Source organism: Achromobacter insuavis (genome assembly GCF_902859645.1).
Lineage (GTDB): Bacteria > Pseudomonadota > Gammaproteobacteria > Burkholderiales > Burkholderiaceae_B > Achromobacter > Achromobacter insuavis.
Genome location: NZ_CADIJR010000033.1, coordinates 21,550 through 46,583 on the forward strand (window position 1 = coordinate 21,550; position 25,034 = coordinate 46,583).

At 69.5% G+C, this 25,034-nt stretch carries 28 protein-coding genes and 1 riboswitch; of the genes, 20 read left to right on the plus strand and 8 right to left on the minus strand.

Features of this window, described 5'->3' with window-relative positions:
* The first annotated feature begins 42 nt into the window (after positions 1 to 42).
* The 4 genes from H0523_RS17225 to H0523_RS17240 all read left to right on the plus strand — a co-directional run bounded on the left by H0523_RS17225 (position 43) and on the right by H0523_RS17240 (position 5,060).
* Complete coding sequence (locus H0523_RS17225) at positions 43 to 1,017, plus strand: ABC transporter permease (protein ID WP_054429897.1); 975 nt, start codon at positions 43 to 45, stop codon at positions 1,015 to 1,017.
* Positions 1,010 to 1,996, plus strand: coding sequence for an iron chelate uptake ABC transporter family permease subunit (locus H0523_RS17230; RefSeq protein ID WP_180180099.1), 987 nt, complete (start codon positions 1,010 to 1,012; stop codon positions 1,994 to 1,996). The genes H0523_RS17225 and H0523_RS17230 overlap by 8 nt, the downstream gene beginning before the upstream one ends.
* Positions 1,993 to 2,751, plus strand: coding sequence for an iron ABC transporter ATP-binding protein (locus H0523_RS17235; protein WP_054429895.1), 759 nt, complete (start codon positions 1,993 to 1,995; stop codon positions 2,749 to 2,751). Before H0523_RS17230 ends, H0523_RS17235 begins: the two co-directional genes overlap by 4 nt.
* A 212-nt stretch (positions 2,752 to 2,963) precedes the next feature.
* The gene (locus tag H0523_RS17240; RefSeq protein WP_054429893.1) at positions 2,964 to 5,060 is read left to right on the plus strand and encodes a TonB-dependent receptor; all 2,097 of its coding nucleotides are present in this window, start codon (positions 2,964 to 2,966) and stop codon (positions 5,058 to 5,060) included.
* Positions 5,061 to 5,103: 43 nt separating this feature from the next.
* Here the strand turns inward: H0523_RS17240 and thiM are convergent, their stop codons facing one another.
* Complete coding sequence (gene thiM / locus H0523_RS17245; RefSeq protein ID WP_180180100.1) at positions 5,104 to 5,937, minus strand: hydroxyethylthiazole kinase; 834 nt, start codon at positions 5,935 to 5,937, stop codon at positions 5,104 to 5,106.
* Between the two features lie 62 nt (positions 5,938 to 5,999).
* Positions 6,000 to 6,135: riboswitch (TPP riboswitch) on the minus strand.
* A 98-nt stretch (positions 6,136 to 6,233) separates the two neighbouring features.
* Here thiM and H0523_RS17250 point away from each other — a divergent pair.
* The 7 genes from H0523_RS17250 (at position 6,234) to H0523_RS17280 (ending at position 14,179) form a co-directional block, all read left to right on the plus strand.
* Entirely contained in the window at positions 6,234 to 7,262 is a 1,029-nt protein-coding gene (locus H0523_RS17250) for a hypothetical protein (protein WP_054429891.1), read from the plus strand.
* Positions 7,263 to 7,380: 118 nt separating this feature from the next.
* A complete protein-coding gene (locus H0523_RS17255) occupies positions 7,381 to 7,887 on the plus strand; it encodes a sigma-70 family RNA polymerase sigma factor (protein WP_054429890.1) in 507 nt (168 codons plus the stop codon).
* Positions 7,884 to 8,864 (plus strand): FecR domain-containing protein, encoded by a 981-nt coding sequence (locus H0523_RS17260; RefSeq protein ID WP_054429888.1) that lies wholly within the window; start codon positions 7,884 to 7,886, stop codon positions 8,862 to 8,864. The genes H0523_RS17255 and H0523_RS17260 overlap by 4 nt, the downstream gene beginning before the upstream one ends.
* Positions 8,865 to 8,996: 132 nt before the next feature.
* Positions 8,997 to 11,477 (plus strand): TonB-dependent siderophore receptor, encoded by a 2,481-nt coding sequence (locus H0523_RS17265; protein ID WP_054429886.1) that lies wholly within the window; start codon positions 8,997 to 8,999, stop codon positions 11,475 to 11,477.
* On the plus strand, positions 11,477 to 13,357 hold the full coding sequence (locus H0523_RS17270) for a PepSY-associated TM helix domain-containing protein (RefSeq protein WP_054429885.1): 1,881 nt from the start codon (positions 11,477 to 11,479) through the stop codon (positions 13,355 to 13,357). The genes H0523_RS17265 and H0523_RS17270 overlap by 1 nt, the downstream gene beginning before the upstream one ends.
* A 73-nt stretch (positions 13,358 to 13,430) precedes the next feature.
* Positions 13,431 to 13,862, plus strand: coding sequence for a bleomycin resistance protein (locus H0523_RS17275; protein WP_054429883.1), 432 nt, complete (start codon positions 13,431 to 13,433; stop codon positions 13,860 to 13,862).
* Between the two features lie 2 nt (positions 13,863 to 13,864).
* Positions 13,865 to 14,179: a YdcA family protein gene (locus H0523_RS17280; RefSeq protein ID WP_082380592.1), complete on the plus strand. Its 315-nt coding sequence runs from the start codon at positions 13,865 to 13,867 to the stop codon at positions 14,177 to 14,179.
* 19 nt (positions 14,180 to 14,198) lie between these two features.
* On the opposite strand, the gene H0523_RS17285 is transcribed toward H0523_RS17280, so the two are convergent.
* The gene (locus tag H0523_RS17285; RefSeq protein ID WP_156349995.1) at positions 14,199 to 14,864 is read right to left on the minus strand and encodes a MarR family winged helix-turn-helix transcriptional regulator; all 666 of its coding nucleotides are present in this window, start codon (positions 14,862 to 14,864) and stop codon (positions 14,199 to 14,201) included.
* Positions 14,865 to 15,048: 184 nt separating this feature from the next.
* Here H0523_RS17285 and H0523_RS17290 point away from each other — a divergent pair, with 184 nt between their 5' ends.
* The 3 genes from H0523_RS17290 to H0523_RS17300 are packed head-to-tail and all read left to right on the plus strand — an operon-like array spanning position 15,049 to position 16,874.
* A complete protein-coding gene (locus tag H0523_RS17290) occupies positions 15,049 to 15,507 on the plus strand; it encodes a VOC family protein (RefSeq protein ID WP_054429877.1) in 459 nt (152 codons plus the stop codon).
* A 21-nt stretch (positions 15,508 to 15,528) separates the two neighbouring features.
* Positions 15,529 to 16,215: a flavin reductase family protein gene (locus H0523_RS17295; protein WP_054429875.1), complete on the plus strand. Its 687-nt coding sequence runs from the start codon at positions 15,529 to 15,531 to the stop codon at positions 16,213 to 16,215.
* 44 nt (positions 16,216 to 16,259) lie between these two features.
* Positions 16,260 to 16,874 (plus strand): ABC transporter ATP-binding protein, encoded by a 615-nt coding sequence (locus tag H0523_RS17300; RefSeq protein WP_054430327.1) that lies wholly within the window; start codon positions 16,260 to 16,262, stop codon positions 16,872 to 16,874.
* A 35-nt stretch (positions 16,875 to 16,909) separates the two neighbouring features.
* Here the strand turns inward: H0523_RS17300 and H0523_RS17305 are convergent, their stop codons facing one another.
* The gene (locus tag H0523_RS17305; RefSeq protein ID WP_054429873.1) at positions 16,910 to 17,671 is read right to left on the minus strand and encodes an SDR family oxidoreductase; all 762 of its coding nucleotides are present in this window, start codon (positions 17,669 to 17,671) and stop codon (positions 16,910 to 16,912) included.
* Positions 17,672 to 17,917: 246 nt separating this feature from the next.
* Here H0523_RS17305 and H0523_RS17310 point away from each other — a divergent pair, with 246 nt between their 5' ends.
* Positions 17,918 to 18,649, plus strand: a complete 732-nt coding sequence (locus H0523_RS17310; protein ID WP_054429871.1) for an SDR family NAD(P)-dependent oxidoreductase — start codon at positions 17,918 to 17,920, stop codon at positions 18,647 to 18,649.
* 6 nt (positions 18,650 to 18,655) lie between these two features.
* Here H0523_RS17310 and H0523_RS17315 read toward each other — a convergent pair whose 3' ends face one another.
* On the minus strand, positions 18,656 to 19,249 hold the full coding sequence (locus H0523_RS17315; RefSeq protein ID WP_054429869.1) for a TetR/AcrR family transcriptional regulator: 594 nt from the start codon (positions 19,247 to 19,249) through the stop codon (positions 18,656 to 18,658).
* Positions 19,250 to 19,254: 5 nt separating this feature from the next.
* On the minus strand, positions 19,255 to 19,713 hold the full coding sequence (locus H0523_RS17320; RefSeq protein WP_054429868.1) for a MaoC family dehydratase: 459 nt from the start codon (positions 19,711 to 19,713) through the stop codon (positions 19,255 to 19,257).
* Between the two features lie 143 nt (positions 19,714 to 19,856).
* Here H0523_RS17320 and H0523_RS17325 point away from each other — a divergent pair, with 143 nt between their 5' ends.
* From H0523_RS17325 to H0523_RS17335, 3 genes are read left to right on the plus strand one after another with little or no spacing between them, the layout of a single operon-like run.
* Entirely contained in the window at positions 19,857 to 20,240 is a 384-nt protein-coding gene (locus H0523_RS17325; protein ID WP_054429866.1) for a tautomerase family protein, read from the plus strand.
* 36 nt (positions 20,241 to 20,276) lie between these two features.
* The gene (locus tag H0523_RS17330; protein WP_054429864.1) at positions 20,277 to 21,104 is read left to right on the plus strand and encodes an AraC family transcriptional regulator; all 828 of its coding nucleotides are present in this window, start codon (positions 20,277 to 20,279) and stop codon (positions 21,102 to 21,104) included.
* 56 nt (positions 21,105 to 21,160) lie between these two features.
* Positions 21,161 to 21,568, plus strand: coding sequence for a DUF2000 domain-containing protein (locus H0523_RS17335; RefSeq protein WP_054429862.1), 408 nt, complete (start codon positions 21,161 to 21,163; stop codon positions 21,566 to 21,568).
* Here H0523_RS17335 and H0523_RS17340 read toward each other — a convergent pair.
* Complete coding sequence (locus H0523_RS17340; protein WP_180180101.1) at positions 21,543 to 22,346, minus strand: hypothetical protein; 804 nt, start codon at positions 22,344 to 22,346, stop codon at positions 21,543 to 21,545. The genes H0523_RS17335 and H0523_RS17340 overlap by 26 nt on opposite strands.
* Before the next feature lie 100 nt (positions 22,347 to 22,446).
* Between H0523_RS17340 and H0523_RS17345 the strand changes: the two genes are divergently transcribed.
* Both H0523_RS17345 and H0523_RS17350 read left to right on the plus strand, forming a co-directional pair.
* Positions 22,447 to 22,830, plus strand: coding sequence for a hypothetical protein (locus tag H0523_RS17345; RefSeq protein WP_054429861.1), 384 nt, complete (start codon positions 22,447 to 22,449; stop codon positions 22,828 to 22,830).
* An 82-nt stretch (positions 22,831 to 22,912) separates the two neighbouring features.
* Entirely contained in the window at positions 22,913 to 24,169 is a 1,257-nt protein-coding gene (locus tag H0523_RS17350) for a hypothetical protein (RefSeq protein WP_054429859.1), read from the plus strand.
* 32 nt (positions 24,170 to 24,201) lie between these two features.
* On the opposite strand, the gene H0523_RS17355 is transcribed toward H0523_RS17350, so the two are convergent.
* On the minus strand, positions 24,202 to 24,531 hold the full coding sequence (locus tag H0523_RS17355) for a DUF202 domain-containing protein (protein ID WP_054429857.1): 330 nt from the start codon (positions 24,529 to 24,531) through the stop codon (positions 24,202 to 24,204).
* Positions 24,532 to 24,565: 34 nt separating this feature from the next.
* Positions 24,566 to 24,919 (minus strand): DUF202 domain-containing protein, encoded by a 354-nt coding sequence (locus H0523_RS17360; protein WP_054429855.1) that lies wholly within the window; start codon positions 24,917 to 24,919, stop codon positions 24,566 to 24,568.
* Between the last annotated feature and the right edge of the window lie 115 nt (positions 24,920 to 25,034).

Sequence of the window (25,034 nt, forward strand, 5' to 3'; positions counted from 1 at the left end):
TCACTGGATGGAACCGGAGTCGGCCGGGTGAAGCAGGGTGGCATGATCACCGGCTGGGCCGGACTGGCGGCGTTGCTGCTGTTGTTGCTGTTGTTGTGCGTGGCCAGCGTCAGCCTGGGCGCGGGGTCGTTCTCGTTCGCCGCGCTGGCGGGCGGGCCGGACGCCGAGCGCGCCTGGCGCCTGCTGCTGGTCAGCCGCGTGCCGCGCACGCTGGCCCTGCTGCTGGCCGGCATGGCGCTGGCGGTGGCCGGGCTCATCATGCAGATGCTGGTGCGCAACCGCTACGTCGAGCCGACCACGGCCGGCACCGTCGAGTCGGCCACGCTCGGCATCCTGGTGGTGACGCTGCTGGCGCCGGACACGCCGGTGATCGGCAAGATGCTGACGGCCACCGGCTTCGCGCTGGCGGGCACGCTGCTGTTCCTGGCGCTGCTGCGGCGCGTGCCGCTGCGCACGCCCTTCATCGTGCCGCTGATCGGCCTGATCCTGGGCGGCGTGATCCACGCCGTCACCACCTTCGTCGCCTATCGCTACGACCTGCTGCAGTCGCTGCATGCCTGGACCACGGGTGATTTCTCCGGCGTGCTGCGCGGCCGCTACGAACTGCTGTGGATCGGCTTCGCGCTGGCGGCCGCGGCCTATCTGGCGGCGGACCGCTACACCGTGGCCGGCATGGGCCGCGAGTTCGCCGCCAATCTCGGTCTGAACCACGCGCGCCTGACGTTGACGGGGCTGTTGATCGTGTCGGCGATCTCCGCGGTGGTGGTGGTGACGGCCGGCGGCATTCCGTTCCTGGGCCTGATCGTGCCGAACGCCGTCAGCCTGGTGCTGGGCGACAACATGCGCCGCTCGATTCCATGGGTGGCGGCGCTGGGGGGCGTCTTCGTGCTGGCCTGTGACATCATCGGCCGCCTGGTGATCCATCCGTACGAGGTGCCGCTCGGCACGGTGGTGGGCGTGGTGGGCAGCATCCTGTTCCTGTGCCTGTTGCACGGCCGGAGGAACCGCCGTGGCTGATTCCGCCGTATCGCGCGCCGCCGCGGCGCGTTCGCCGCAGGCCTGGCGCCTGGCCGTGCTGGCCGCGCTGGCGCTGTTGTGCGTGGCCGGCTTCATGATGCTCGGCGCCAACGGCCAGTGGGACTTCGTGCTGCCGTTCCGTGGCGGCAAGCTGGCGGCGATGCTGCTGGTGGCGTACGCGGTGGCGGTGTCGTCGGTGCTGTTCCAGACCGTCACCCACAACCGCATCCTGACGCCGGCCATCATGGGCTTCGACGCGCTCTATCTGCTGATCCAGTCGGTGGTGGTGTTCGGCTTCGGCCAGGCGGCGGGCGCGGTCAGCCATCCGGTGGCGGCCTTCGTGCTGGAGGTGTGCGCGATGACGGCGTTCGCCTGCCTGCTGTTCCGTTGGCTGTTCACCGACGTGGTGCGCAGCCTGCATCTGATGATGCTGGTCGGCATCATCTTCGGCCTGTTGTTCCGCAGCCTGTCCAGTTTTGTCGTGCGCCTGATCGACCCGAACGAGTTCCTGGTGCTGCAGGACCGGATGTTCGCCAATTTCAATTCGGTGCGCACCGGCCTCCTGCCGATCGCGCTGACGGCGGTGGCCGTGGCCACGCTGCTGATCTGGCGCATGCGGCGCCGCTACGACGTGCTGGCGCTGGGGCGCGAGATCGCGCTGAACCTGGGCGTGGACTACCGCCGCACCTTGCTGCTGACGCTGGCCGCCATTGCCGTGCTGGTGTCGGTGTCCACCGCGCTGGTGGGGCCGGTGACCTTCTTCGGCCTCCTGGTCAGCAACCTGGCTTACCAGGCGATGGGGTCGGACCGGCATCGCCACACCGTGCCGGCCGCGGTGCTGCTCAGCGTCATCTTCCTGGTGGGCGGCCAGACGCTGCTGGAACGGGTGTTGCAGCTGAGCACCACGGTCAGCGTGGTCATCGAATTCGTGGGCGGAGTGATGTTCCTGGCCCTGATCTTGCGCAGGGGACGCCAATGATCGATATCCAACAAATCAGCAAGCAGTATGGCGACAGCGTGGTCGTGGACCAGGTGTCGCTGGCGCTGCCCGCGGGCGGCGTGACCGCCATCATCGGCCCCAACGGCGCCGGCAAGTCGACCCTGCTGTCGATGATCAGCCGCCTGTTGCCGCCGTCGGCCGGCCACATCCTGGTCGACGGCCTGGACGTGGCGCGCAGCGACAGCCGCGAGCTGGCGCGCCGCCTGGCCATCCTGCGGCAGGACAACCACCTGCCGCTGCGCCTGACGGTGCGCGACCTGGTGGCGTTCGGCCGCTATCCGCACACCGGCGGACGGCTGACGCTGGACGACAAGGCCCATATCGACCGCGCCATCGCCTATCTGGAGCTGGAGCCGCTGGCCGACCGCTACCTGGACGAGATGTCCGGCGGCCAGCGCCAGCGCGCCTTCGTGGCGATGGTGCTGTGCCAGGACACGCGCTATGTGCTGCTGGACGAGCCGCTCAACAGTCTCGACATGAAGCACGCCGTGGCCATGATGGGCACCCTGCGGCGCGCGGCCGACGAACTGGGCAAGACCGTGGTGCTGGTGCTGCACGACATCAACTTCGCCTCGGCCTACGCCGACCGCATCGTGGCGATGAAGGCGGGCAGGGTGGCGCACCATGGCGCCCCGGCCGAGTTGATCCGCCCGGAAATCCTGGGCGCGCTGTACGAGCTGCCCATCGACGTGCACGAGATCAGCGGCAAGCGCATCTGCGTGTACTACCGCTAAGGGTTGCCGCGAAAAAAAAGGGGTGCGATCACGGGGACGAGATCGGCGCGCACGCGTGGCACAAGGCGGCTGAAAAGCATCTGAATTGGACGCGTGTCTCATTTATCGTGGCCGCAAGGCAACGTAATGATAAAAGCATTGCGATTGATTCTCGTTGTCAAGAGAATGGCGAATCCTTCCATTTCAAACGACTTCGACAAGACCCGCTGGCCATGCACGTCCTTCGCCCCCTCACCGCCGCCCTGTTCGTCGTGGCGCCCCTGGCCGCGCACGGCCAGGCCGCCGCGCCCACCGCCACCTTGCCCGCCGTCAGCGTCGTCGGCACCGACGACAGCGCGCAGAGCTACAACCCGCCCGCCTCCACCAGCGCCACCAAGATCGACGCGCCGCTGCGCGACATTCCGCAGACGGTGAACGTGGTGCCGGCGCAGGTGCTGCGCGACCAGCACGCCATGTCGGTGCAGGACGCGCTCAAGAACGTGCCGGGCGTCAGCTTCTCGACCGGCGACGGCCAGCGCGACCAGGTCTCGATCCGCGGCTTCACCGCCATCGCCGATCAGTTCGTCGACGGCTTCCGCGACGACGCGTTGTACTACCGCGACCTCTCCAACGTCGAGCGCATCGACGTCATCAAGGGGCCGGCCGCGGTGCTGTACGGCCGCGGCTCGTCGGGCGGCCTGATCAACCGCGTCACCAAGAAGCCGGGCGAGGACATCTCGCAGGTCGGCCTGAGCTACGGCTCGTGGAATGACCGCCGGCTCGACCTGGACCTGGGCCGCGCCAACGAGAGCGGCTCCATGTCGTGGCGCCTGACCGGCGCGGTGGAGAAGGGCGACAGCTACCGCGACAAGCAGTTCATCGACCGCAAGGCGATTGCGCCGTCGGCCCAGTTCAAGCTGGGCGAGAACACCACCTTCCTGCTGCAGACCGAGTTCCTGGAAGACCGCCGCCTGACCGACTTCGGCATTCCGGCCTATCACGGCCGGCCGGTGGACGTGGACCCGTCCACCTACTACGGCGCCGAGAACGCGCGCGACACCGATTACACGCAGACCCGCGTGCAGTCCTATGCCGGCACGCTGACGCACCGCTTCAACGAGAACTGGTCGCTGCGCAACGCCACGCGCTACTACCACTACACGCTGAACCGCAACAACACGCTGCCGGGCTCGGTCAACGAAGCGGCGCAAACCGTTTCGCTGACGCACGGCAACGTGCTGCGCGACGAACACGGCTGGACCAACCAGACCGAGCTGATGCAGCGCGTGCAGTGGGGCTCGGTGCGCCACGACATCCTGTACGGCGTCGAAGTGGGGCAGCAGAACAAGGACCTGGTGAGCTATTCCAACGCCAACGTGGCGGTGGTCAACCTGTTCGATCCGCAACTGCCGACGCTGCAGCGCCAGGCCGTGGGCGCGCCCGGCTCCGACAGCCTGGGCCGCTTCAGCACGCTCGGCCTGTATGTGCAGGACATGGTGTCGCTGGGCGAGCACTGGAAGGTGCTGGGCGGCGTGCGCCATGACCGCTTCGAGCAGAAGACCGAGGACCGCCGCAGCGGCCAGAACCTGCAGCGCACCGACTCCAACCTGAGCCCGCGCCTGGGCCTGGTGTTCCAGCCGGACAGCGTGCAGTCGTACTACGTGTCGTGGAGCCGTTCGTACCAGCCCTCGGGCGAGGCCTTCGCGCTGGCCGCCAACAACGTCGACCTGGCGCCCGAGAAGACCACCAACTACGAAGTCGGCGCCAAGTACGACTTCCTGGACGGCAAGCTGTCGACCACCGTGTCCGTGTTCCGCCTGGAGCGTACCGACATCAAGGTCACCAATCCGGTGACTAACACGCTGGTGCCGGTGGGCACGCAGCGCACCGACGGCGCCGAATGGACGCTGTCGGGCGACCTGTCCAACGGCTGGCGCGCGGTGCTGGGCTACGCCTACCTGGATGCGCGCGTGACGCAGTCGGTCGCGGTGGACGCCGGCAAGAGCGTGGAAGGCAAGCGCGCGACCTTGACGCCGCGCCATGCCGGCAACGTCTGGATCACCAAGGATCTGGGCGACGGTTTCGGCGCCGGCGCCGGCCTGAACCTGGTGGGCGCGCGCTTCGCCAACCCGGGCAACACGGTCACGCTGCCGGGCTACCTGACGGCGGACGCGGCGGCGTGGTGGCGCCAGGGGCCGTACTCGGTGCAGCTGAACGTGTACAACCTGTTCAACGCCGGCTATATCGTCTCGGCCCACGGCACCAGCCCCAACCTGAACATGCCGGGCGCGCCGCGCAACGCGATGCTGAGCCTGCAGTACCGCATGTAAGGCATCAGGGCGCCGCGCGCGGGGCTGGCGCGCGGCCGCCGGGTCAGCGCAGCGGTGATTCCGCCGCCAGGCTGTCCGTTTCCAGCGCCGCCAGCGCGTCGAGGAAGCGCCAGGCGAAAGAGCCGGGGCCGTCCGCCAGCGCGCCGGCGCGCTGGCCGGCGATGCCGAAGCAGGACAACGCCGCCACCGCCGCCGTGTAGGCGTCATCGCGCGCCACCGCCGCGAAGGCGCCCACCACCGCCGTCAGCGCGCAGCCCGTGGCGGTGACCTGCGGCATCAGCGGCGACCCGCCGGTCACGCGCACGTCGCGCCGGCCGTCCGTCACATAATCCACTTCGCCGGTCACGGCCACCACCGTGGCGTGCGCCCGCGCCAGGTCGCGCGCCGCCTGCTCGGCCTGTTGCACCGGGTCGCGCGCATCCACGCCCTTGCCCGCGCTCTGGCCACCGGCCAGCGCGATGATCTCCGACGCGTTGCCGCGGATCACCGCGGGCCGCAGGTCCAGCAGGCGCCGCACCGCGTCGCGCCGGAACGCCGTGGCGTGGTGCGCCACGGGGTCCAGCACCCAGGGGGTGCCGGCCTTGCCCGCTGCGGCGGCCGTCAGCAGCATGCTGTCCAGCCACGGCGCCGAGAGCGTGCCGATGTTGATCACCACCGCGCCGCTGAGGGCGGCGAATTCGGGCGCTTCCTCCACCGCATGCACCATCGCGGGTGAGGCGCCGATCGCCAGCAGCGTATTGGCGGCGGTGTTCATGGACACGAAATTGGTCAGGCACTGCACCAGCGGCGCGTCGCGGCGCACGGCGGCGTACAGGTCGCGCGAGGCCAGCGCCAGCGCGGACGGGGAGGGGGAGGGGGAGAGGGCGGAAGAAGCCATGCCGAGGGGTCCTTGCAAGGGGACAAGCGGCGGGGCAGGGCGGCGTGGCGCGGCAGCGGGGGCCGGCGGGATGCGCACCTTCCCTACGCCAGCATTGTCTGGATCAGGTTCGACGGGTCTCGCGCGCCGCGTGCCGCGCGACAGGCGCGGCCGCCATCGGAATCTCAGCTTCTTGCCGAAGCTCCCCGGGTGGATGGCCCTATGTTCGGAGGCGCAAGGGGGACTTGTCAAGCCGGGCGGGCCGGCGCTTCTGTCATCATGGCGGGCAATCGGATCGAGACGAGGAGGCGCGCGGCATGCAGACCCACGATGAGGCGTTGACCGAGCAGGATCTGGCCTGGTTGCGCCGGCATACGCGCCATCACGGCGCGGACACGGCCCTGACGGCGGTGTTCTTCACGGTGTTCCTGGCCATCACGGCGTCCCTGGCCGGGCTCTGGTGGTGGGGGCCTTCGACCACGGCGCGCGATCCGGTGCTGGGCGTGATGATCCTGGCGCTCGCCGGCTTCACGCTGCATTTCGGCCTCCGCCTGCTGCGCGGCCCGGCGGTGCGCCGGCGCTGGCGCCAGGTGCTGCGCGGCGGCGTCCCGAAGCAGGTGGTCCGCGGCGTGCTCACCGGCTTCGAACCAGGCGCGGCGGGCAGTGTGCGGTACGGCATCGATGGGCGCAAGCTGGAGGTGGCGTTGCCGTTCATGAACGGCTTCACCATGCCCGGGGATGGCGGCAAGAACCCCGAACGCTGCGCCGCCAGGCTGGAGACGCCGGTGCGGCTGCACCTGCTGGCGTTGTGGCCGGGGCGGGCGCCGGTGCTGCTGCGCGCGGAATACGACGGGCCGGGCGACGTGCAGAAGGCCTACGAGACTATCAGCGATGCCGACCGGGCGCGGCTGCGGCGGGATGCGACCTTGTTGCGCAATGTGTTGCTGGGCGTGGCGCTGGCGTTGCTGGCCGCGGGGTGGTTCGCGTGGCCGCTGTATGGCGCCGCCGCGTTGTGCCTGGCGGCGGCATGGTGGGCGGGGCGGCCGGGCCGGGCCCTGCGGCGCGCCACCGTCAAGTACGGGGTGCGCGGCCGGGTGGATGAGGTCCTGACCTATCAGGTGCAGATGCCGGAGGAGGCGTCGTGGACCCCGCTGTATGTCTATCGACTGGGCGGTGAGCTATATCACCTCAGCCACGGCGGCGGCCCGGCGCATCCCGGGGAGCGGGTGGCGTTCGAGTACCTGGACCGGGGCAAGGGCGGCTTGGCGCCGCTGTTCTTTCACCGCGAAAGCGGGGCGCCAGCCGCTGTCGCGGACAGGCTTGCCTCGGACGGCCCCAAGGCCTGAACCGGACGCGTCGCCGCGGGGCGCGCAGCCGCGCCGGGACTCGCGCTTGCCGATGGCTGTGTCTCGTTATTACAATAGAGAATGGTTATCATTCATTTGCCCGCGAGGGCGCGCGGCCATGCCCCCCACGACGCAGGATCGAATCGAATCGCTTTATGTGGATCACCACAGCTGGTTGCACGGTTGGCTGCGCCGTCAGCTGGGCAATTCGTTCGAGGCCGCCGATCTGGCGCATGATGTGTTCGTGCGCCTGCTGCGCCGGCCGGCCGTGGCCGACACGCGCGAGCCGCGGGCCTTCCTGAGCACTATCGCGCGCGGCCTGCTGGTCGACCACTGGCGCCGCCGCGAACTGGAACGCGCCTGGCTCGAGGCGCTGGCCCACGCGCCGTGGGCGCAAGTCCCATCCCTTGAAAACCGCATGCTCATCCTCGAGGCGCTGGTCAGGATCGACCAGATGCTCGACACCCTCAAGCCCAAGGTGCGCCAGGCCTTTCTCTGGGCCCAGCTCGAAGGCTTGCGCTGCCCGGAGATCGCCGAGCGGCTGGACGTGTCGCTGGCCACCGCCGAGCGCTACGTCGCCAGCGGGTTGCGCCAGTGCTACCAGTTCCGGTTCGAGCCGACATGAGAGAGCCGGGCGCGGCGGCGCCGATCGCCGCCACCATCGTCGACCAGGCCATCGATTGGTCGGTCAGGCTCAATTTCAGCCAGCCCGACGCGCGCACCCGCGCGGCGTTCGAGCGCTGGCGCCGGGCCGCGCCCGAGCACGAGCTGGCCTGGACCCGGGTGCAGTCGCTGAACGCGGATTTCAACGCGGTCCCGCAGGGGTTGGCGCTGGATACGTTGACCGCCCTGAACGGCGCGCGCCGGCGCCAGCGCCGCGTGGTGCTCAAGAGCCTGCTGCTCGCCGGCGGCGCGCTGGGCACGGGCTGGGCGGCGCGCGAGCAGGTGCCGTGGCAGCGCCTCGTGGCCGATGTCAGCACCGGCCTGGGCGAACGCCGGGCCCTGACGCTGGCCGATGGCACCCGCCTGGTGCTGAACACCGACAGCGCCGTGAGCCTGCTGCTGGACGGCGCCGAACGCGTGGTGGTGCTGCATCGCGGCGAGATATCGCTGGACACGGGCAGCGACCCCGGCTCGCCGGCGCGGCGGCCGTTTCGGGTGCGCACGCCCTATGGCGTCGTCGAGGCGCTGGGCACCCGCTTCGTCGTGCGGCTGGATGACGATGGCGCCCGCGTCAGCGTGCAGGAGCACGCCGTGGCCCTGACGCCGGCCGAGGGCGGCGACCGTGTCATCGTGCAGGCGGGTCAGCAGGGCTGGCTCGACCGCTGGCACGCACAGCCCCTGCAGCCGCCGGCCATGGAAAGCGCGGCCTGGGTCGAAGGCGCGATCTCCGGCAAGAACATGCGGCTGGCCGACCTGCTGGCGGAACTGTCGCGCTATCGCCGCGGGCGCATCAACTGTGCCCCCGAGGTGGCGGACCTGCGGGTATCGGGCACCTACCACGTCGACGACACCGACCGGACGCTGGCCTTCCTGGCGCAGACCCTGCCGGTCCGGGTGCGCTACTGGACGCGCTACTGGGTGACGGTCGGCCCGGCCTGAGGCCCTCATGCCGCGTCACCATCCGGCCTTGAAAAGGGCCGAAAAAAAAGTTGCTGAAAAAATGAGGGGATTCGCGTTCTTGTCCGGCCTACAGGGAAAGACACCTTTCAACCTGGCCTTCAAGACTACGCAATGACACTCGCTCGTACCCCGAAGACGGCGCGCCTGACGCCCGTTCCCACCGTGCTGCGCACGGCCCTGTCCGGCATCCTGTGCGGCGCCGCCCTGGCGGCCTGGCCGGTCGCCGCCGTGCGGGCGCAAGCCGCGCCCGCGGTGCAGGAGGCCGAGCGCGGCTTCGCTATCGCCGCCGGCCCGCTGGACCAGGCGCTGAACCAGTTCGCGCGCGCCGCCGGGGTGAATGTGTCGTTCGATGCGTCCCAGGTCGAGCGCGCGCAGACGCAGGGCCTGAACGGCCGCTGGACCACCGCGGGCGGCCTGGCGGCCTTGCTGGCCGGCACCGGCTTCGAGGGCGTGCGCCAGCCCAGCGGCGGCTACGCGGTGCGGCGCGCCGCGCGCGGCAGCGCCGTCACGCTGGACGCGGTGACGGTGACCGGGCAGGAATACCGCAGCATGTCCGAAGGCTCCGGCTCCTACACCGTGCCCTCGGTCATGATCGGCAAGGGCGACCAGCGCCTGCGCGACATCCCGCAGTCCGTCAGCGTCGTGACGCGCCAGCGGCTGGACGAGCAGAACCTGACCTCGGTCTACGACGCGCTGGAAAACACCACCGGCGTGACCCTGCAGCAGAGTCCGCAGGGCGGCAAGTACATCTATTCGCGCGGCTTCGAGGACAGCGTCATCCAGTACGACGGCGTGCCGCTGGAACGCGGTTTCTACGGCCGCGCCAGCAATTACTCGGGCGGCACCGCCATGTATGACCGCGTCGAGGTGCTGCGCGGCGCGGCCGGCCTGCTGCAGGGCTCGGGCTCGCCCGGCGGCGCGGTGAACCTGGTGCGCAAGCGTCCGCTGGCGGAAGACCGCTTCATGGTCGAGACCAAGGCCGGCAGCTGGGACCGCTATGGCCTGCAGGTCGATGGCAGCGGGGCGCTCAATGCCGATGGCAGCCTGCGCGGCCGCGCGCTGGTGGACCGCCAGGACAACCATTCGTTCATCGACCGCGTCCACATGAAGAACACGACCTTCTACGGCACGCTCGAATACGACTTCACGCCCTATACGCAGCTGAACCTGGGCTACAGCTACGAAGACCTGCGCGGCCGCCCGTCGATTTCGGGCCTGCCGCGCTACAGCGACGGCGAAGAGATCGACTTCAAGCGCTCCACCAGCTACGGCGCCAACTGGAACCGGCAGCGGACCTCGAACCAGGGCTTCTACGCCGACTTCACGCACGCCTTCAACGACGACTGGCGCTTCAAGGCCACGGGCGCCTACGTGCAGGAAAAGCAGTACCTGAAGTACACCGCGTCCAGCCGCGGCGTGAATCCGGTCACGCAGATGGCCCTGGTCAACGTCGCGCGCACGGTCGCCGACCTCGACGCCTCGGGCATGGATGCCAACCTGACCGGCAAGTTCCGGGCCTTCGGCCGCACCCACGAGGTGGTGGTGGGCGCCAACTACGCCCACACCAAGATCGACACGTCGTATTCCTACCTCACCAACTACGCCACCTTCAACGCCTTCCAGTTCAATCCGGACCTGCCCGAGCCGACCACGGCCGCGCTGCGTGCGTTCACCGACGAAGTCCGCCTCGGCACCACCCGCGAAGTGGGCTTCTACGGCGCGACCCGCCTGCAGCTGACCGATCCGTTGAAACTGGTGCTGGGCGGCCGCTTCAGCCGTTCCAACCGCATCTGGACCACCGACACCACCAGCGCCGGCAGGCTGACCAACGGCCAGACGGTGCAGGCCAACACCCACTTCACGCCCTATGCGGGCCTGATCCTGGACCTGTCGCCGCAGTGGACCACCTACGTCAGCTACACCGACATCTTCCAGCCGCAGAGCGAGGTCAACGCGTCCGGCCAGTCGCTCAAGCCGATCGTCGGCGAGAACTACGAGCTGGGCCTGAAGGGCGAGCTGCTGGACGGCCGCATCAACACGGCGTTCGCGATCTTCCGCATCGACCAGAGCAACCGCGCCCAGGTGGACTTCAGCTCCAGCCCGACCTGCGCCGAGAACTACTACTGCTACACCGACGCGGGCAAGGTGCGCAGCCAGGGCTTCGACGCTGAAATCAACGGCGAAGTCACCCGCGGCTGGAACGTCTACGCGGGCTATACCTTCAACACCACCCGCTACCTGAAGGACGTCAGCAGCGAAGGGCAGGCGTTCGCCTGGCACACGCCCAAGCACATCTTCCGGCTCTGGACCACGTACCAGCTGCCGGGCGACCTGAACGCCTTCACGGTGGGCGGCGGCGTCAACGTGCAGAGCGGCCAGTCGCGCCAGATCGGCACGCTGACGGCCAAGGCCAGCGGCCGCGCGGTGTGGAACGCCTACGCCAAGTACCAGATCAACCGCAACTGGGCCGCCACGCTCAATCTCAACAACATCTTCGACAAGACCTACTACAGCGCCATTGGCAACATGGTCAACGGCGTGCACTACGGCGATCCCCGCAATGCCATGCTGACGCTGCGCGGCACGTTCTGATGCGCCAGGGCGGGCTGCGCCAGCGCATGGCCTGGCTGCACACCTGGTGCGGCCTGGTCTGCGCCTGGCTGCTATGCCTGATCTTCCTGGCCGGCACGCTCAGCGTGTTCCGCGCGCCGATCTCGCACTGGATGAGCGCCGAACCGGCCCTGCCGCGCGACGCGCGGGACGTCGGCATGCCCGCCGTGCTGGCGGCGGCCGGGCGCTTGCTCGACCAGGAGGGCGCGGGGGCGCGCTTCTGGCGCATCGAGCTGCCGCCGGCCACCGACCGCGCGTTGCGCGTGTTCTGGCGCGACGCGGCCGGCGCCACCCACGAGGCGGCGATGGATCCGCGCAGCGGCGAACGGCTGCCGCGGCCCTGGGGCCGCAAGACCGAGGGCGGCCGCCACTTCATGGTGCTGCACTACACCCTGTACGGCGGCGACTTCGGCTTCTGGCTGGTGGGCTGGCTGTCGGTCGGCATGCTGGTGGCGTTGCTGAGCGGCGTCATCGTGCACAAGCGCATTTTCAAGGACTTCTTCACCTTCCGGCCGGGCCGGGGCGCGCGCGCCTGGCTGGACGGGCACAACGCCAGCGCGGTGCTGACGCTGCCGTTCCAGCTGATGATCGTCTACACCGGCCTGGCGATCTTCTACACCAGCTACATGCCGGGGCCGCTGCGGGTCCTGTACGGCGAACAGGGCATGAAGGGGTGGCACCAGGAACTGGCGGCGGCCGGGCCGGCCGCCGCCTCCCGCGACGCCATGACGGACGCGCGGCTGGCGCCCGGCGTGCCGGCGCGCCGGCAACTGGGCGCGTTCCTGGCGGCGGCGCAGACCGCGATGGACAGCCCCGCCCGCATGCTGATGGTCGAACGGCCCGGGCAGGCGACGGAGACGATCCGCGTGTTCGGCCGCGTCGACGAGGAGGCGTCCGTGCGCCGTTTCACCGCACAGGCCGGCCGCGCCGCGTTCCGCGCGGCCGGCGGCGAGATGACCGAACTGCGCCGGGCCGACGCGCCGTCCGGCGCCGACGTGGCGCATGGCGTGATGGAGCGGCTGCACCTGGCGACCTATGGCGGCTGGCCCCTGCGCTGGATGTACTTCCTGTTCGGCCTGGCGGGCACGGTGATGATCGCCACCGGGGCGGTGTTGTATGCCGTGAAGCGGCGCGCCCGGCACGATGGCGCGTTCGGCGCGGCCACGCCGGTCTTCCAGCGCGTGGTCGAGTCGCTCAATGTCGCGGCCATCGCGGGCGGCGCGGTGGCCTGTATCGCCTATTTCCACGGCAACCGCCTGATCCCGGCGGATTGGCCCGCGCGCGGGCAGTGGGAGATCCGGGTGTTCTTCCTGGCCTGGCTGGCGACCCTGCTGCACGCGTTGCTCCGGCCGCCGTCGCGCGCGTGGCGCGAGCAGTTCGGCATGGCGGCGCTGTTGTGCCTGTCGCTGCCGCTCGTCAAGGGCTTGACCACCGGGCAGTCGATTCATACCTATGTCAGGGCGGGCGACGTGATCGCCGCCTCGGTGGAGGGCGTCGTGCTGCTCGCCGGCTTGCTGTTCCTGTGGCTGGCCGGCAAGGCGGGGCGAGCACGCTGGTCGCCGCCGCTGGCGGGCCGCACGCCACCCGCGCCGCCCGGTTATCGCTGGCGCGTCCTGGCGCGTGTCGCGGTGGCCGTGGTGGGCGGCTATGCGCTGGCCACCCTGGCCGCGACCGCCATGGCGCAATGGCTGTCATCGGCGGGTGGGGTCGGCCGGCCGGTGGCCGTCGTGGCGGGCACCTTGTGCGCCTTCCTGTTCTATGGGGTGGCGGTGATGTGGGTGTTCGCCGTGCGGCGGGCGTGGCTGTATCTGCTGGGGACGGTGGGGCTGCTGGCGGCGTTGGTGTGGGCGGGAGGGGGATGACATTACTGGGATGGAATGCGGCCGCCGTCGATTCTGTCATCATGTCGAACACTCAAAAAAAGCGGAGACACGCATGACCGAATTGCGCCGAGCCCGAATGGTTCCGGAGTTGTTGGTGGCTGACCTGTCGCGAAGCCTGGCTTTCTGGATGGACCTGTGCGGTTTCCAGATTGCCTATCGACGCGAGGCGGAGGGCTTTGCATACCTGGACCTGGACGGCGCCCAGTTCATGCTGGAGGAAGTGCGCGGCGATGACAACTGGATCACGGGCGCGCTGGAGGCGCCGCGAGGACGCGGCATCAATTTCGAGATCAAGGTGGCTTGCATCGATCCTTTGCTGGAGCGGTTGGCGGCCGCCCGCTGGCCGTTGTACCGCGAACCCGAAGCGCGCTGGTATCGCAGCGATGCCATCGAAGTGGGGGTACGCCAGTTCCTGGTGCAGGACCCCGATGGCTATCTGCTGCGCTTTTCGGCCTGGGTCGGCGACCGACCGGCAGGAAATTGACGATGCGCGCCGTGTTCCTGGCGCTGGCCGTATTGTTTGCGACGACGGTCCATGCGGCGAACTACCCCTGTTCCGGCAAGAAAGGCGGCGTGGAACGTTGTGTCGGGGAGCGGTTTCTCTGCCGTGATGGTTCGATCAGCGCATCGAAACGTGTCTGCACGGCGCCGGACGGCGGCGCCCAATCCCTGGTGTCGCCGCCACCCGCGACCGGTTCGGCCGGTACGTGCCACTGCCGCGACGGCCAATACTGCACGGGGCCGCGAGGCGGCACCTTCTGCTATACCGATAGCGGAAAAAAGTCATATCCGAGGAAGTGACGGCCCGCCGTCACGCGGCTTATCGCTTCAGATGCTTCCAGACCTTCGCCAGGATGCCCTGCAAGGCCGTCCGGTCCGCTTCATCCAGGCAATCCACCAGCGACGCGCACATCGTCCAGAACGCCGGTAGCGCGCGGGCCAGCAGGTCGCGGCCGGCGTCGGTCAGGGTCAGCGAGATGCTGCGCCGGTCGTCGTGGTTGAGCGCCCGCGTCAGCAGCTCGCGTTTCTCCAGCCAGTCCAACAAGCCCGTGACCGTCGAACGCGTGACGCCGAAGTAGTCGGCGATGTACGACGGCGTCACCGCGCGGCCGTCGATCAGGCCGCGCTCGGCCAGGCCGAAGATCATCAGCACGTCCAGCTTGCTTTCCGATACGCCGAACGGCGCCAGCGCTGCGTTGGCGCGGTGCTCCACGTCGTCGGCCAGCCACAGCATCAACAGGCCCAGGCCGGCGGCGCCGGTGTCGGTGCCGCGCGCGGCGGTCTGCGCCATCAAGGCCAGGTGGGGGCGGGCGGCGGCGGCCGCGCCGTCGCGCATGGCCTGGGCCTGGCGTGTCGTCGCGCTGTCGGGCGCGGCCTGCGAAGGGGGCGGGACGCCAGCCTTGGCCGAGGCGCGGGGCGCGGCGCCGGCGGGTTTTCGGGCGGGTTGGGGCTTGGCGGTCGGGGCGGCGGGCTTGCGGGCGGGCATGGGCAATCGGCGGGCGGTCGTGTTCGAGGGCGGCGTGGATGGCATGGATTATACGTTTCTCAAATAATACGATTTGCATATAGTACGTCTAACGTACTATATTCGCCGCATCGGCGTTCACGCCATTTCCGCGACCCCGGGGCCTTGCCCGGCAGGCCGCGTTGATCTTCAAGAGGAGACTGCCATGCCCGTCAAAGTGCTCGAACTTCACCACGTCGGATTCGGCGTGAATCATGCCCAGGCCGACGCCATGCTCGATTTCTATCGCGATGTCCTGAGCCTGCCGCAGGATCCGGCGCGCTGGAAGATCCCTGGCATCTACGGGTCGTGGATCAACCTGCCCAATGGCACGCAATTGCACATCCTCGGCAGTGAAGGTCCGTCGCGCTACGCCAAGGGGCCGGGCCAGGACCCGGTGTCGAACCACATCGCGCTGGCGGTCGAAGACGTGCTGGCCGCCGAACAGGAACTGATCGCCCGCGGCATCGCCTACTTCACGCTCGACAACGTCGCCTCGCCCAGCCTCAAGCAACTGTTCCTGCACGATCCGGCCGGCAATCTGGTCGAGCTGCACCAGTCCAATGCCCGCCGGGCCGGCATCGACAAGCCGGAGCAGGATCCGGCGCGCGCGGGCAACGAATAAACCTTCTGGATCCGCCTACCCATGTACTTCGACATGCAAGCGCTCAGCGGCGAGCAGCGCAGCAAACTCATGCATTCCACCGTGCTGCTCCGGCCCATCGCCTGGGTCAGTTCGCGCGATGCGCGCGGCGCGCTCAATGTCGCGCCGTTTTCCTTTTTCAATGTGATGTCCGGCGATCCGCCGATCCTGTGCTTCTGCGTCGGCTCGCGCGACGGCCGCCTCAAGGACACCGCGCGCAATATCGCCGCGCGCGGCGAATTCGTGGTCAACCTGGTGTCGGCGGCGCAGGCGCGGCGCATGAACGTGACCGCCATCGACTTCGATGCCAGCATCGACGAGGCGATGGAGGCCGGGCTGCTGCTGGCGCCCGGCCGCAACGTGGAAGTGCCGCGGATCCAGGACAGTCCCGCCTCGATGGAGTGCCGCGTGCGCCAGCTGGTCGACATCGATGCGCGCCGCACGCTGGTCATCGGCGACATTGTCGGCATGCACCTGATCGATGCGGCGGTGACCGATGCCGAGCGCATGTTCATCGACCCCTTGCCGATGCAGCTGATCGGCCGGCTGCACAATCCGGGCTGGTATTGCGAGGTGAGCCGCGCGTTCCAGATGGCCACGCCGTCGGTGGCGCAGTGGCGCCAGATGCAGCAGGAGGGCGTGGCGCAGCAGTACCTGGAGGAACCGCCGCCGCCGGTCGACGCGCGTTGACCAGGGTCCTGGCCGCGCCCGGCGTTCCTGCGTACACTGGCGCCATGCTACGCATCGACCATCTCACCAAACGCTACGGCGACCACTCCGTCTTCGAGGGCCTGACGCACACGTTCGCGCCCGGCTGCGTGGCGCTGTGCGAAGAGGAAAGCACCGGCAAATCCAGCCTGCTCGGCATCATCGCGGGCGTGCTCGCGCCGGATGGCGGCGAGGTCTGGATCGACGGCCATTCGCTGGCCCGGTCGCCGCAGCAGGCCAAGGGCCGGCTGGCCTATGTGCCCGACAACTGCCTGGCGCTGCCGGAGCAGACCGGGCGCGGGCTGCTCGAGCAGGTCGCGGCGGAAAAGCGGGTGGTGGTCGACGACGCGATCCTCGACCTGGCCGCCCGGTTGGGGCTGGAGCCGCACCTGGACAAGCGCTTCGAGCAGATGTCCACCGGCACGCGCCGCAAGGTCTACCTGACCGCGGCGGCCCTGGGCGACCCGGCGGTGGTCATCGCCGACGGTCCCAGCAATGGGCTCGACACGCCGGCACGGCGTGCGTTGGCCGAGTTGTTCAAGGCCTGGGGCAGGGACCGGGTGGTGCTGTTCGCCAGCCACGATCCCGAGCTGGTGCAGGCCTGCGGGGCGGCGGTGGTGGACGTCGCCGCGTTGCGCTAGCGTCCCGCCCGCCGCGCGGGATCCCCGCCAGCGACCTACTTGCCGCCGGTGACGTCGACGAACGTCCCGGTGACGTACGAGGCCTCGGCGCCCGCCAGCCACAGGATGGCGCGCGCCACTTCCTCGGGCTGGCCGCCGCGGCCCATGGGCACGGTGTCCTTGATGCGGTCCACCCGTCCCGGTTCGCCGCCGCTGGCGTGCATCTCGGTGTAGATGTGGCCCGGGCGCACGCCGTTCACGCGGATGCCCTCGCGCGCCACTTCCTTGGAAAAGCCGATCGTGAAGCTCTCCAGCGCGCCCTTGGAGGCGGCGTAGTCCACGTATTCATTGGGACTGCCGAGCCGCGCCGCGCCCGATGACACGTTGATGATGGCGCCGCCCCGGCCGTTGTGGAGTCGGGACATGCGCCGGGCCGCCTGCTGGGCGCAGAGCATGGGGCCGATGGCGTTGACCGCGAAGATCCGCTGCATGCGCTCGAACGTCAGGTCCTCCACGCGCGATTGCCGCGCAATGATCGCGGCGTTGTTGACCAGCACGTCGAGGCGGCCGAATTCGCCGTCGATGGCAGCGAACAGCCGGACCACCTGGTTGGGATCCGCGCTGTCGGCGCATACGGCCAGGGCGCGGCGCCCCTCGGCCCGCACATCGGCCGCCACGGCCTGGGCCGCCGCCTCGTTCGAGACGTAGCTGATCGCCACGTCATAGCCCTGTGCCGCCGCCAGCCGCGCGGTCGCGGCGCCGACGCCGCGGCTGCCGCCGGTGATCAGGATGACGGGGGCCTGGGATTCGGTGGACATGGGGGGGCTCCTGCTGCGAAGTTCGTGATCGGGGAAGTCGGGCGCGCCTGCGCCGCGTGGCTCACTATACTGCGCGTGGGGCCGCTGCCACGCCGGCCGGCGCCGGAATTCCCGGACGCGCTGGCGGGTCAAGGCGACGCGGCGCTTGCGATGCCGATACACTGCCAACGCCTCTGCATGGCGCGTTATCGGCGGCGGTCGCGCGCGACGCGCGCCGCCCGCGCCCGGTTTTCTAGGAGTGGATTCATGGCACGCATCTTCATTACCGGTTCAGTCGACGGCCTGGGCCTGGCGGCCGCGCGCGCACTGTTGGCCGACGGCCACATGGTGGTCGTGCATGGCCGCAATCGCGAGCGCCTGGGCGCCGCGCGGGAATTGCTGTCGCAAGGGTCGTTGGCGGTGGTGGGCGATCTGGCCGACCTGGCGCAGACGCGGGACCTGGCGGACCAGCTCAACGCCCTGGGCCGGATGGACGCGGTCATCCACAATGCCGGGGTCTTCACCGGCCCCGCCATCCTGCCGGTCAATGTCATCGCGCCGTATGTGCTGACCGCGTTGATGCAGCGCCCGCGGCGCCTGGTCTACCTGAGCAGCGAAATGCATGACGACGGCCGGCCCGACCTGACGGGCATGGCGTGGGACGGCAGCCGCGAGAGCGGCTCGTATTCGGACAGCAAGCTGTTCGTGACGGCGCTGGCGGCGGCGGTGGCGCGGTTGTGGCCGGACGTGGCCAGCCACGCGGTGGACCCCGGCTGGGTGCCCACCAAGATGGGCGGGCCGGATGCGCCGGGCGATCTCAGCCTGGGACACGTCACGCAGGCCTGGCTGGCGACGGGCGACGATTCCGCCATCGGCCAGAGCGGCGGATACTGGCATCACCAGGCGCGCCTCGACCCCCATCCGGCGGTGCGCGATGAGTCCTTCCAGGCGCGGTTGCTCGCCGCATTGCGCCAGGCGACGGGGATTGCGCTGGCATAGCGCCGGTTACGCGTCGGTCGACGCCGCATCGAGCGCGGCGCTTTTCTGGTTGATCGCGGCCTCCAGGGCCCGCACCCAGTCCGTGCGGCCGGCGCCCTGTTCGAGCACGCGGTAGCCGATCATCGCCGCGAACAGCACCATGGCGTCGGTGTCGTCGCCCTGCGCGGCGGGCGCCTGGCCGATGAACTGTTCATACAGCCTGCCCGCGCCCGCGGCGTAGGCCTGCGCCACGGCGGCGGCCGCCTCGTCCCCGTCCGCATGCGGCGCGAAGGCCAGCAAGGGGCAGCGATGCGCCGCGCGCCGGTTGCCGAGATAGCGCGGCACCAGCGCGGCCACGGGGTTCTCGTTGCGCTTGCCGGCGGCCTCGAAGGCCTTGTCCCAAGCGGCCGACGCCTGCGCGAAGACGGCCGAGACGGCCTGCGCCGCCAGGTCTTCCTTGGACGTGAAATGCCGGTAGAAGCCGCCGACGGTCATGCCGCAGTCGCGCATGATGTCGGCGACCGACACGCCGTCAATGCCCTGCGCGCGGAACAGCCGCGCGGCGCTGGCCAGGATGCGCGCCCGGTTTTCGTCCGCCTGTTCCCGCGATACGCGTCCCATGGCGCTCAGCGGCGGCGGAAGCTGACCACCTTGCTGGTCAGCTTCTGCACTTCCTCGCCGTGCTGGTTGTAGGTGATGCTCTCGACCACGACGATGCCGCGGTCCGGCTTGCTGCGCGAAGGGGTGATGCCGAGGATCGTGCTTTTCACCTGCAGCGTGTCGCCCGGCCGCGTCGGGCGCGCCCAGGCCAGTTCGGCGCCCGCGCCGATGACGCCGTCGGCCAGCGGCATGCTGTCGACCAGCAGGCGCATCGTGATGGCGGCGGTGTGCCAGCCGCTCGCGGCCAGTCCCTGGAACAGCGAGTCGCGCGCCGCGGTCTCGTCCAGGTGGAAGGGCTGGGGGTCGAACTCGGTGGCGAAGCGGCGCACCTGGTCGAGGTCGAGCCGATGCGTGGCGCTGGTGTAGGTGTCGCCAACCGCGAGGTCGTCCAGATACAGTCGGTCGGGGGATGAGGCGGGCGCCATGGGCAATCTCCTGCGGGCAAAGGGACGGGGGTGCTGCAAAATAGATTATTGATGTAATCTAATTGACGCGCAAGCCGCGCCCGGCCATTGCCGGACCCGACGCGGCTGCCGTCCCCGTCCCACGCCACGCAAGGAATGACGCCATGCCTTTGGTCCGCATCGATATCCGCAAGCACGCCGACCCCCTGTTCGCCAGGAAGATCGGCGAGGTGGTCTACCGCGCCATGCGGACCACCATCGGCGTGCCCGACAAGGACAATTTCCAGATCCTCAACGAACATGACGGCGGCCATTTCGTCTACGATCCTTCGTACCTGGACATCGCGCGCACCGACGGGCTGGTCTATCTCCAGATCACCCTCAACGAGGGGCGCACGCTGGACCAGAAGAAGGCGCTTTACCTGGCCATCGCCGACGGGCTGCACGCCGAGCTGGCGATCCGCCGCGAAGACGTCTTCATCAGCCTGGTCGAGGTCAAGAAGGAAAACTGGTCCTTCGGCAATGGCCTGGCCCAGTATGCCAACTGAGGGCGGCCGCCGGCCGGTCGCCGCCATCCCATCTCCATGACATCAGACGACTGGATCCAGGTCAGGCGCGACCCCGCGACGGGCATCGAGGTGGTGCATGCGCATTTTCGCGGGCATGCCTACGACCCGCATGACCACGACGAGATGCTGGTCGGCGTCACGCTGCAAGGCGTGCAGCAGTTCCAGTGCGCGCGGCGCACCGTCACCAGCACGGTGGGTCACGCCATGCTGATCGAACCCGGCGCCGTGCATGACGGCCATGCCGGCACCGAGCAGGGGTTCACCTATTCGATGCTCTATCTGCCGCTGTCCTGGGTCGACGGCGCCCTGGCGCGGCGCGAGGGCAAGCCCGCGCGTCAGGCGTTCTCGATGTTCCGGACCTCGTTGTCGCGCGATCCGGCGCTGATCCACGCCATCGTCGGGACGCTGCACAGCTTCGCGCCGGGCGGCCTGCAATTGGCGCGCGACGAGGCGCTGGACCGGCTCATCGCGCAGCTGGCCGCCGACGGCGAGCGCCTGCTCATGCCGGCCCCGCGGCCCGCGCCGGTGAAGCTGCGGCGGGCGCAGGCGTTCATCGAGGCGCACATGGCCGCCGACATCAGCATGGACCAGGTCGCCCACGACTCGGGCATGGACCGCTATGCCCTGGCGCGCCAGTTCCGCCGCGAACTGGGCCTGGCGCCGCACGCCTACCTGGTGAGCCTGCGCCTGCGGCGCGCGCGCGAGCTGCTGGCGCGCGGCATCTCGCCGGCGGACGTGGCCGCGCAGGTCGGGTTCGCCGACCAGAGCCACCTGGGGCGCTGGTTCAAGCGCGCCTATCGCATCACCCCCGCGAAGTACCTGCGCAGCGCACAAACGTTCTAGATCCGCGCGCGCCGTCGGGCCAGGATGGGCGTTTTGTCCTGAATGGGAGTTTCGACGTGTTTGATACCAAAGTGGCGATCATCGTGCGCAATGATCTGGCGACCTGGCAGCGCCTGAATGTGGTCGCTTTCCTGTCCACCGGCCTGGCCAGCGCCGCGCCCGAAATGCTGGGGGAACCCTATGTCGACGCGGCGGGGCATCGCTATGCCGGCATGTCGGTGCAGCCGATCCTGGTGTTCGAGGGGGACCGGGCCGGCCTGCAGGCGGCGCACCGGATCGCGCGCGACCGCGAGCTGACGCTGGCGCCGTTCGTCCATGCCATGTTCGCCACCGGCCACGACGAGGCCAACCGCGCGGTGTTCCGCGCCGAGCCGGCCGACGATCTGGACCTGGTCGGCATCGCCCTGCGCGGTCCGAAGAAGGCGGTGGACAAGGCGGTCAAGGGGCTGTCGCTGCATCCTTGATGCTGTCGCTGTCGCCGCCCTTGTCGGGCGCGGGACGCGCCGGCGCGCCGTCCCGGTAGGCCACCGAGACCATGGCGCCCACGACGAACGTCATCACGATGAAGAGCGTCAGATAGGCCACGATCCAATATGGTCCGCCGTCCACGGCGTAGCCCAGGTACTCGTACAGCGCGCTGTGGGCCAGGCCGCCCGCGCTCACCAGGATGCCCAGGGCCAGCATCAGCGGCCAGCGCGGGTAGGGCATGGCGGCGCGCACGCCGCGCAAGCCGGTTGCGCCGGTCACGGCGGCACGCGGCAGGGCGGGCGCCAGCAGCGCCAGCCCGTACAGGATCGGCAGCCAGAGCACCAGCACCACGGGCACCAGCACCGCGAAGAACAGGCCCGAGGCCGGGCCGTTCATCAGCGCGAACAACACGTAGGGCAGGTCGCCGGTGGCGCGCGCCAGCGCCGTCACGACCACCGCCAGCAGGCCCAGCATCACCAGGTGCCAGGCTTGCGCCGTACTGCCGCCGGCATCGATCCGCGTATCGTCCGCGCGCGCGATGACCCGGTGCCAGGCGAACGTCATGCGCGAGAACGCAATCAGGTTGACCAGCGCGAACAGCAGGAACAGCCCGCCCTTGAGCCAGTACAGCGACGCGGCCAGGATGGCGAACGGCAGCGATAATAGGAACACCGCCAGCGACCACGGCGCGGCGGCCAGCATCGCGCGGCCATGGCGCCGGATGGCGCCCGCCGTCGCGTTGAAGAATGAAAGTGCTCCGCGTGCGTTCGACAAGTCGTTCCTCTGTGTGCAATCGACAGGGCCTTGTTTATACCGCAGCCGAGCCGCCCGGACGTCATCGTTTGCAAGCCTTTACCAAAAGAGAGGAGACCCGATGGAAGTGACCTTGAGCGGCAGGATGGGGGGACCCGAGGCCGGCATCGCATGCCTGCCCGCCATCGTCGCGTATCGCCAGCGGCTGAAGGCCGCGCTGGCGCCGCTGGCCGTGGACGGCCTGGCCGTGCTGGACATCACGCTGCACGTGGGCGGCAGCATCACCGATTTCGCGGCGCAGGGCTTCACGGCGCAGGCGTGCTATCTGCGCAAGCCGGAAAAGCTGACCGTCGCCATTTACGTGTCGCGGCGCGATGCCGAGGCGGAGCGAGAACCCGATGTGGCGGCATGGCTGCTGCGCGGTCTCGAATCGATGCCGCGCTCGGCCAGCGTGGCGGCATTGGACCTGGATGCCGTGCTCGACGCCTTGCGCGCCGCGGGCTGAGCGGCTTGGCCGGGGCGGGCGGCGGTCGCCATGCCGCCTCGGGTATAGTCAGCCCCACGCCCACTTTTGCAGGCCTTGCCCGATGTCCTCGACACCCGCCCGCCATCTCCGTTGCGCGCCGGCTGCGCTGATCCTCGCCATGCTGTCGCTGGCCGCGTTCAATGCCGGCGCCACCCCGCGCACCGTCTACCAGGGCACCCTGCAAGGGGCCGGTGAAGTGGTGCTGGAACTGGACGACGCGGCCGGCGCCAACGGGGTCGTGAGCGGGCGCTACTTCTATCCCAGGAGCGGCGTCGACATTCCCCTGCGCGGCACGGACGACGTCCTGTACGAGCCCAAGCCGCACCCGGCGCGGCCGCCCGCCTCGGACAAGGCCACGATCGACGCGGCCGACCGCGCGGCCAGCTGGCAAGGCACGCGTGACGCCAAGGGTTATCACGGGCAATGGACCGACACGCGCACCGGCAAGCAGCGCCGCTTCGATCTGCGGCCGGTTGCGCATTACGACACCGAGCAGCTCGAACGCGACCGCGCCCGCGCGCGGGCCGAGCAGGTCGACCTGGGCGATGTCGACCTGAAGGCCGGCATCGACGCCAAGCGCGCGCCCTATGAAACGCTGAAGCTGGCGGGCCACGCCAAGCCGGTGGGCAAGGAAATCGGCGCGGGCGCGGTGGCCTACCGCATGTGGGTGGACCCGCGCACCCAGTTCGCGTATCCGCGGTTGAGCCGCCATCCCGATCCGCAGGTCATGCGGCGCGTCAACGATCTGCTGGAACAACGCCACTGGCGCAAGAGCCTGGGCGCGCTGGAGTGCATGGCGTTTGCCTACACCAGCCAGAGCGAGGCCGGCGGCACGCTGGGCGGGTTCGACGACGAGAACATCAACGTCACCTGGCTGTCGCGCGCACTGATGACCGTGACGGAGGCGGGCAGCCTGGATTGCGGCGGCGCCCATCCGGCCAATCATTTCGAGCCGTACACCTTCGACCTGTTGCGCGGCGAGTACCTGGACTGGAACCGCGTGTTCGACGCCTACGTGCCGGGCAAGCGCAGCGTCGGCCGCGAACCGAGCGCGGCATTGCTGGGGCTGGTGGACCAGGTGGTCAAGGCCGGCCCGCCCGAAAGCCAGGCCGACCAGCGCCCCAACCTGGAAGACTGCGCCGATCTGTGGCCGCAGTACCTGGCCCTGGGCGCCGTGACGCCGGGCGCGCTGAGCCTGTCGGTGTCGGGCGTGGGCCATGCCTCGGGCGCTTGCCTGGGCACCCACGGCAGCGTGCCGTTCAAGACGCTGCAACCCTATTTGAAACCGGGTGGGCAGGCGTATCTGGTGGCTGACTGATGCGCGAAGCGTGAAGAGGTCGACCTGAGCATTCAACGGACCGTGGCATGAAGCAGGGCGGCGCCGTGCCAGGCGCCGGCCAGGCACACCAGCAGGGCGGCGCCGGCGGCGGCCATCAGGGCCAGGCGATCCGGCGAGCGGGTGCAATCATCCGGCGCGCAACGCAGCCGGGTGCGGATTCGGGCATATAGCCAGCCGGCCAGCACGATCACGAACAGGCCCGCACCGATGCCGGCGGGCTCATCGTGCAGGGCGCCGCCGCGCATCAACAGGAAGCTGTTCATCACCAGGCCCAGGCAGGTGCGCCGCCAGGCCAGCAGGGTCCGTTCGGGCTGCAGGCCCGGATCGCGGGGATAACTCATCGGCTGGCGGCGCCAGGTCGGCAGGGCATGAGCATCAGACCCGTTCCAACACCAGCCAGCACACCCCGGCGCCGATGGCGAGCATGGCCAGGCACAGCAGCGCCAGCGCCGGGCTGTGTGGCAGGCCGCTGGCGTGGCGCATGGCGATTTCGTTGCCGCGCCAACGCAGATAGGCGCTGGCGCAGGCCAGCACCGCCAGCAGGCACAGGCCCAGCGCGAGCCCTGTGCGCACGATCGGGCTGCCCGCCATGCCGGGCTGGTCGAGCAGCAGGCCGGCCGCCAGCAACGCCAGCGCCGAGCGGATCCAGGCCAGGAAAGTGCGCTCGTTGGCCAGGGAGTAACGGTAGTCGGGGTCGCTGCCGTGGTCACGCCAGTGGGGACGTTGCATGGGTTTCGAGGCTCGAAAAGAGGGGTGATCGGTCGGGCTAGGGTTAGTCCTAGTGAGTCCCGGGATTGAATTTAAGAACTATATAGGACTATAGTTTTGACACGGCGCGGCGTCA

Coding starts and splice junctions, on each gene's coding strand:
- H0523_RS17300 (WP_054430327.1), top strand. CDS start 16,260: ATGCTACGCATCGACCATCTCACCAAACGCTACGGCGACCACTCCGTC.
- H0523_RS17345 (WP_054429861.1), top strand. CDS start 22,447: ATGGAAGTGACCTTGAGCGGCAGGATGGGGGGACCCGAGGCCGGCATC.
- H0523_RS17225 (WP_054429897.1), top strand. CDS start 43: ATGATCACCGGCTGGGCCGGACTGGCGGCGTTGCTGCTGTTGTTGCTG.
- H0523_RS17250 (WP_054429891.1), top strand. CDS start 6,234: ATGCAGACCCACGATGAGGCGTTGACCGAGCAGGATCTGGCCTGGTTG.
- H0523_RS17265 (WP_054429886.1), top strand. CDS start 8,997: ATGACACTCGCTCGTACCCCGAAGACGGCGCGCCTGACGCCCGTTCCC.
- H0523_RS17235 (WP_054429895.1), top strand. CDS start 1,993: ATGATCGATATCCAACAAATCAGCAAGCAGTATGGCGACAGCGTGGTC.
- thiM (WP_180180100.1), bottom strand. CDS start 5,937: ATGGCTTCTTCCGCCCTCTCCCCCTCCCCCTCCCCGTCCGCGCTGGCG.
- H0523_RS17325 (WP_054429866.1), top strand. CDS start 19,857: ATGCCTTTGGTCCGCATCGATATCCGCAAGCACGCCGACCCCCTGTTC.
- H0523_RS17350 (WP_054429859.1), top strand. CDS start 22,913: ATGTCCTCGACACCCGCCCGCCATCTCCGTTGCGCGCCGGCTGCGCTG.
- H0523_RS17295 (WP_054429875.1), top strand. CDS start 15,529: ATGTACTTCGACATGCAAGCGCTCAGCGGCGAGCAGCGCAGCAAACTC.
- H0523_RS17285 (WP_156349995.1), bottom strand. CDS start 14,864: ATGCCCGCCCGCAAGCCCGCCGCCCCGACCGCCAAGCCCCAACCCGCC.
- H0523_RS17320 (WP_054429868.1), bottom strand. CDS start 19,713: ATGGCGCCCGCCTCATCCCCCGACCGACTGTATCTGGACGACCTCGCG.
- H0523_RS17360 (WP_054429855.1), bottom strand. CDS start 24,919: ATGCAACGTCCCCACTGGCGTGACCACGGCAGCGACCCCGACTACCGT.
- H0523_RS17255 (WP_054429890.1), top strand. CDS start 7,381: ATGCCCCCCACGACGCAGGATCGAATCGAATCGCTTTATGTGGATCAC.
- H0523_RS17315 (WP_054429869.1), bottom strand. CDS start 19,249: ATGGGACGCGTATCGCGGGAACAGGCGGACGAAAACCGGGCGCGCATC.
- H0523_RS17305 (WP_054429873.1), bottom strand. CDS start 17,671: ATGTCCACCGAATCCCAGGCCCCCGTCATCCTGATCACCGGCGGCAGC.
- H0523_RS17355 (WP_054429857.1), bottom strand. CDS start 24,531: ATGAGTTATCCCCGCGATCCGGGCCTGCAGCCCGAACGGACCCTGCTG.
- H0523_RS17310 (WP_054429871.1), top strand. CDS start 17,918: ATGGCACGCATCTTCATTACCGGTTCAGTCGACGGCCTGGGCCTGGCG.
- H0523_RS17270 (WP_054429885.1), top strand. CDS start 11,477: ATGCGCCAGGGCGGGCTGCGCCAGCGCATGGCCTGGCTGCACACCTGG.
- H0523_RS17290 (WP_054429877.1), top strand. CDS start 15,049: ATGCCCGTCAAAGTGCTCGAACTTCACCACGTCGGATTCGGCGTGAAT.
- H0523_RS17275 (WP_054429883.1), top strand. CDS start 13,431: ATGACCGAATTGCGCCGAGCCCGAATGGTTCCGGAGTTGTTGGTGGCT.
- H0523_RS17330 (WP_054429864.1), top strand. CDS start 20,277: ATGACATCAGACGACTGGATCCAGGTCAGGCGCGACCCCGCGACGGGC.
- H0523_RS17260 (WP_054429888.1), top strand. CDS start 7,884: ATGAGAGAGCCGGGCGCGGCGGCGCCGATCGCCGCCACCATCGTCGAC.
- H0523_RS17280 (WP_082380592.1), top strand. CDS start 13,865: ATGCGCGCCGTGTTCCTGGCGCTGGCCGTATTGTTTGCGACGACGGTC.
- H0523_RS17240 (WP_054429893.1), top strand. CDS start 2,964: ATGCACGTCCTTCGCCCCCTCACCGCCGCCCTGTTCGTCGTGGCGCCC.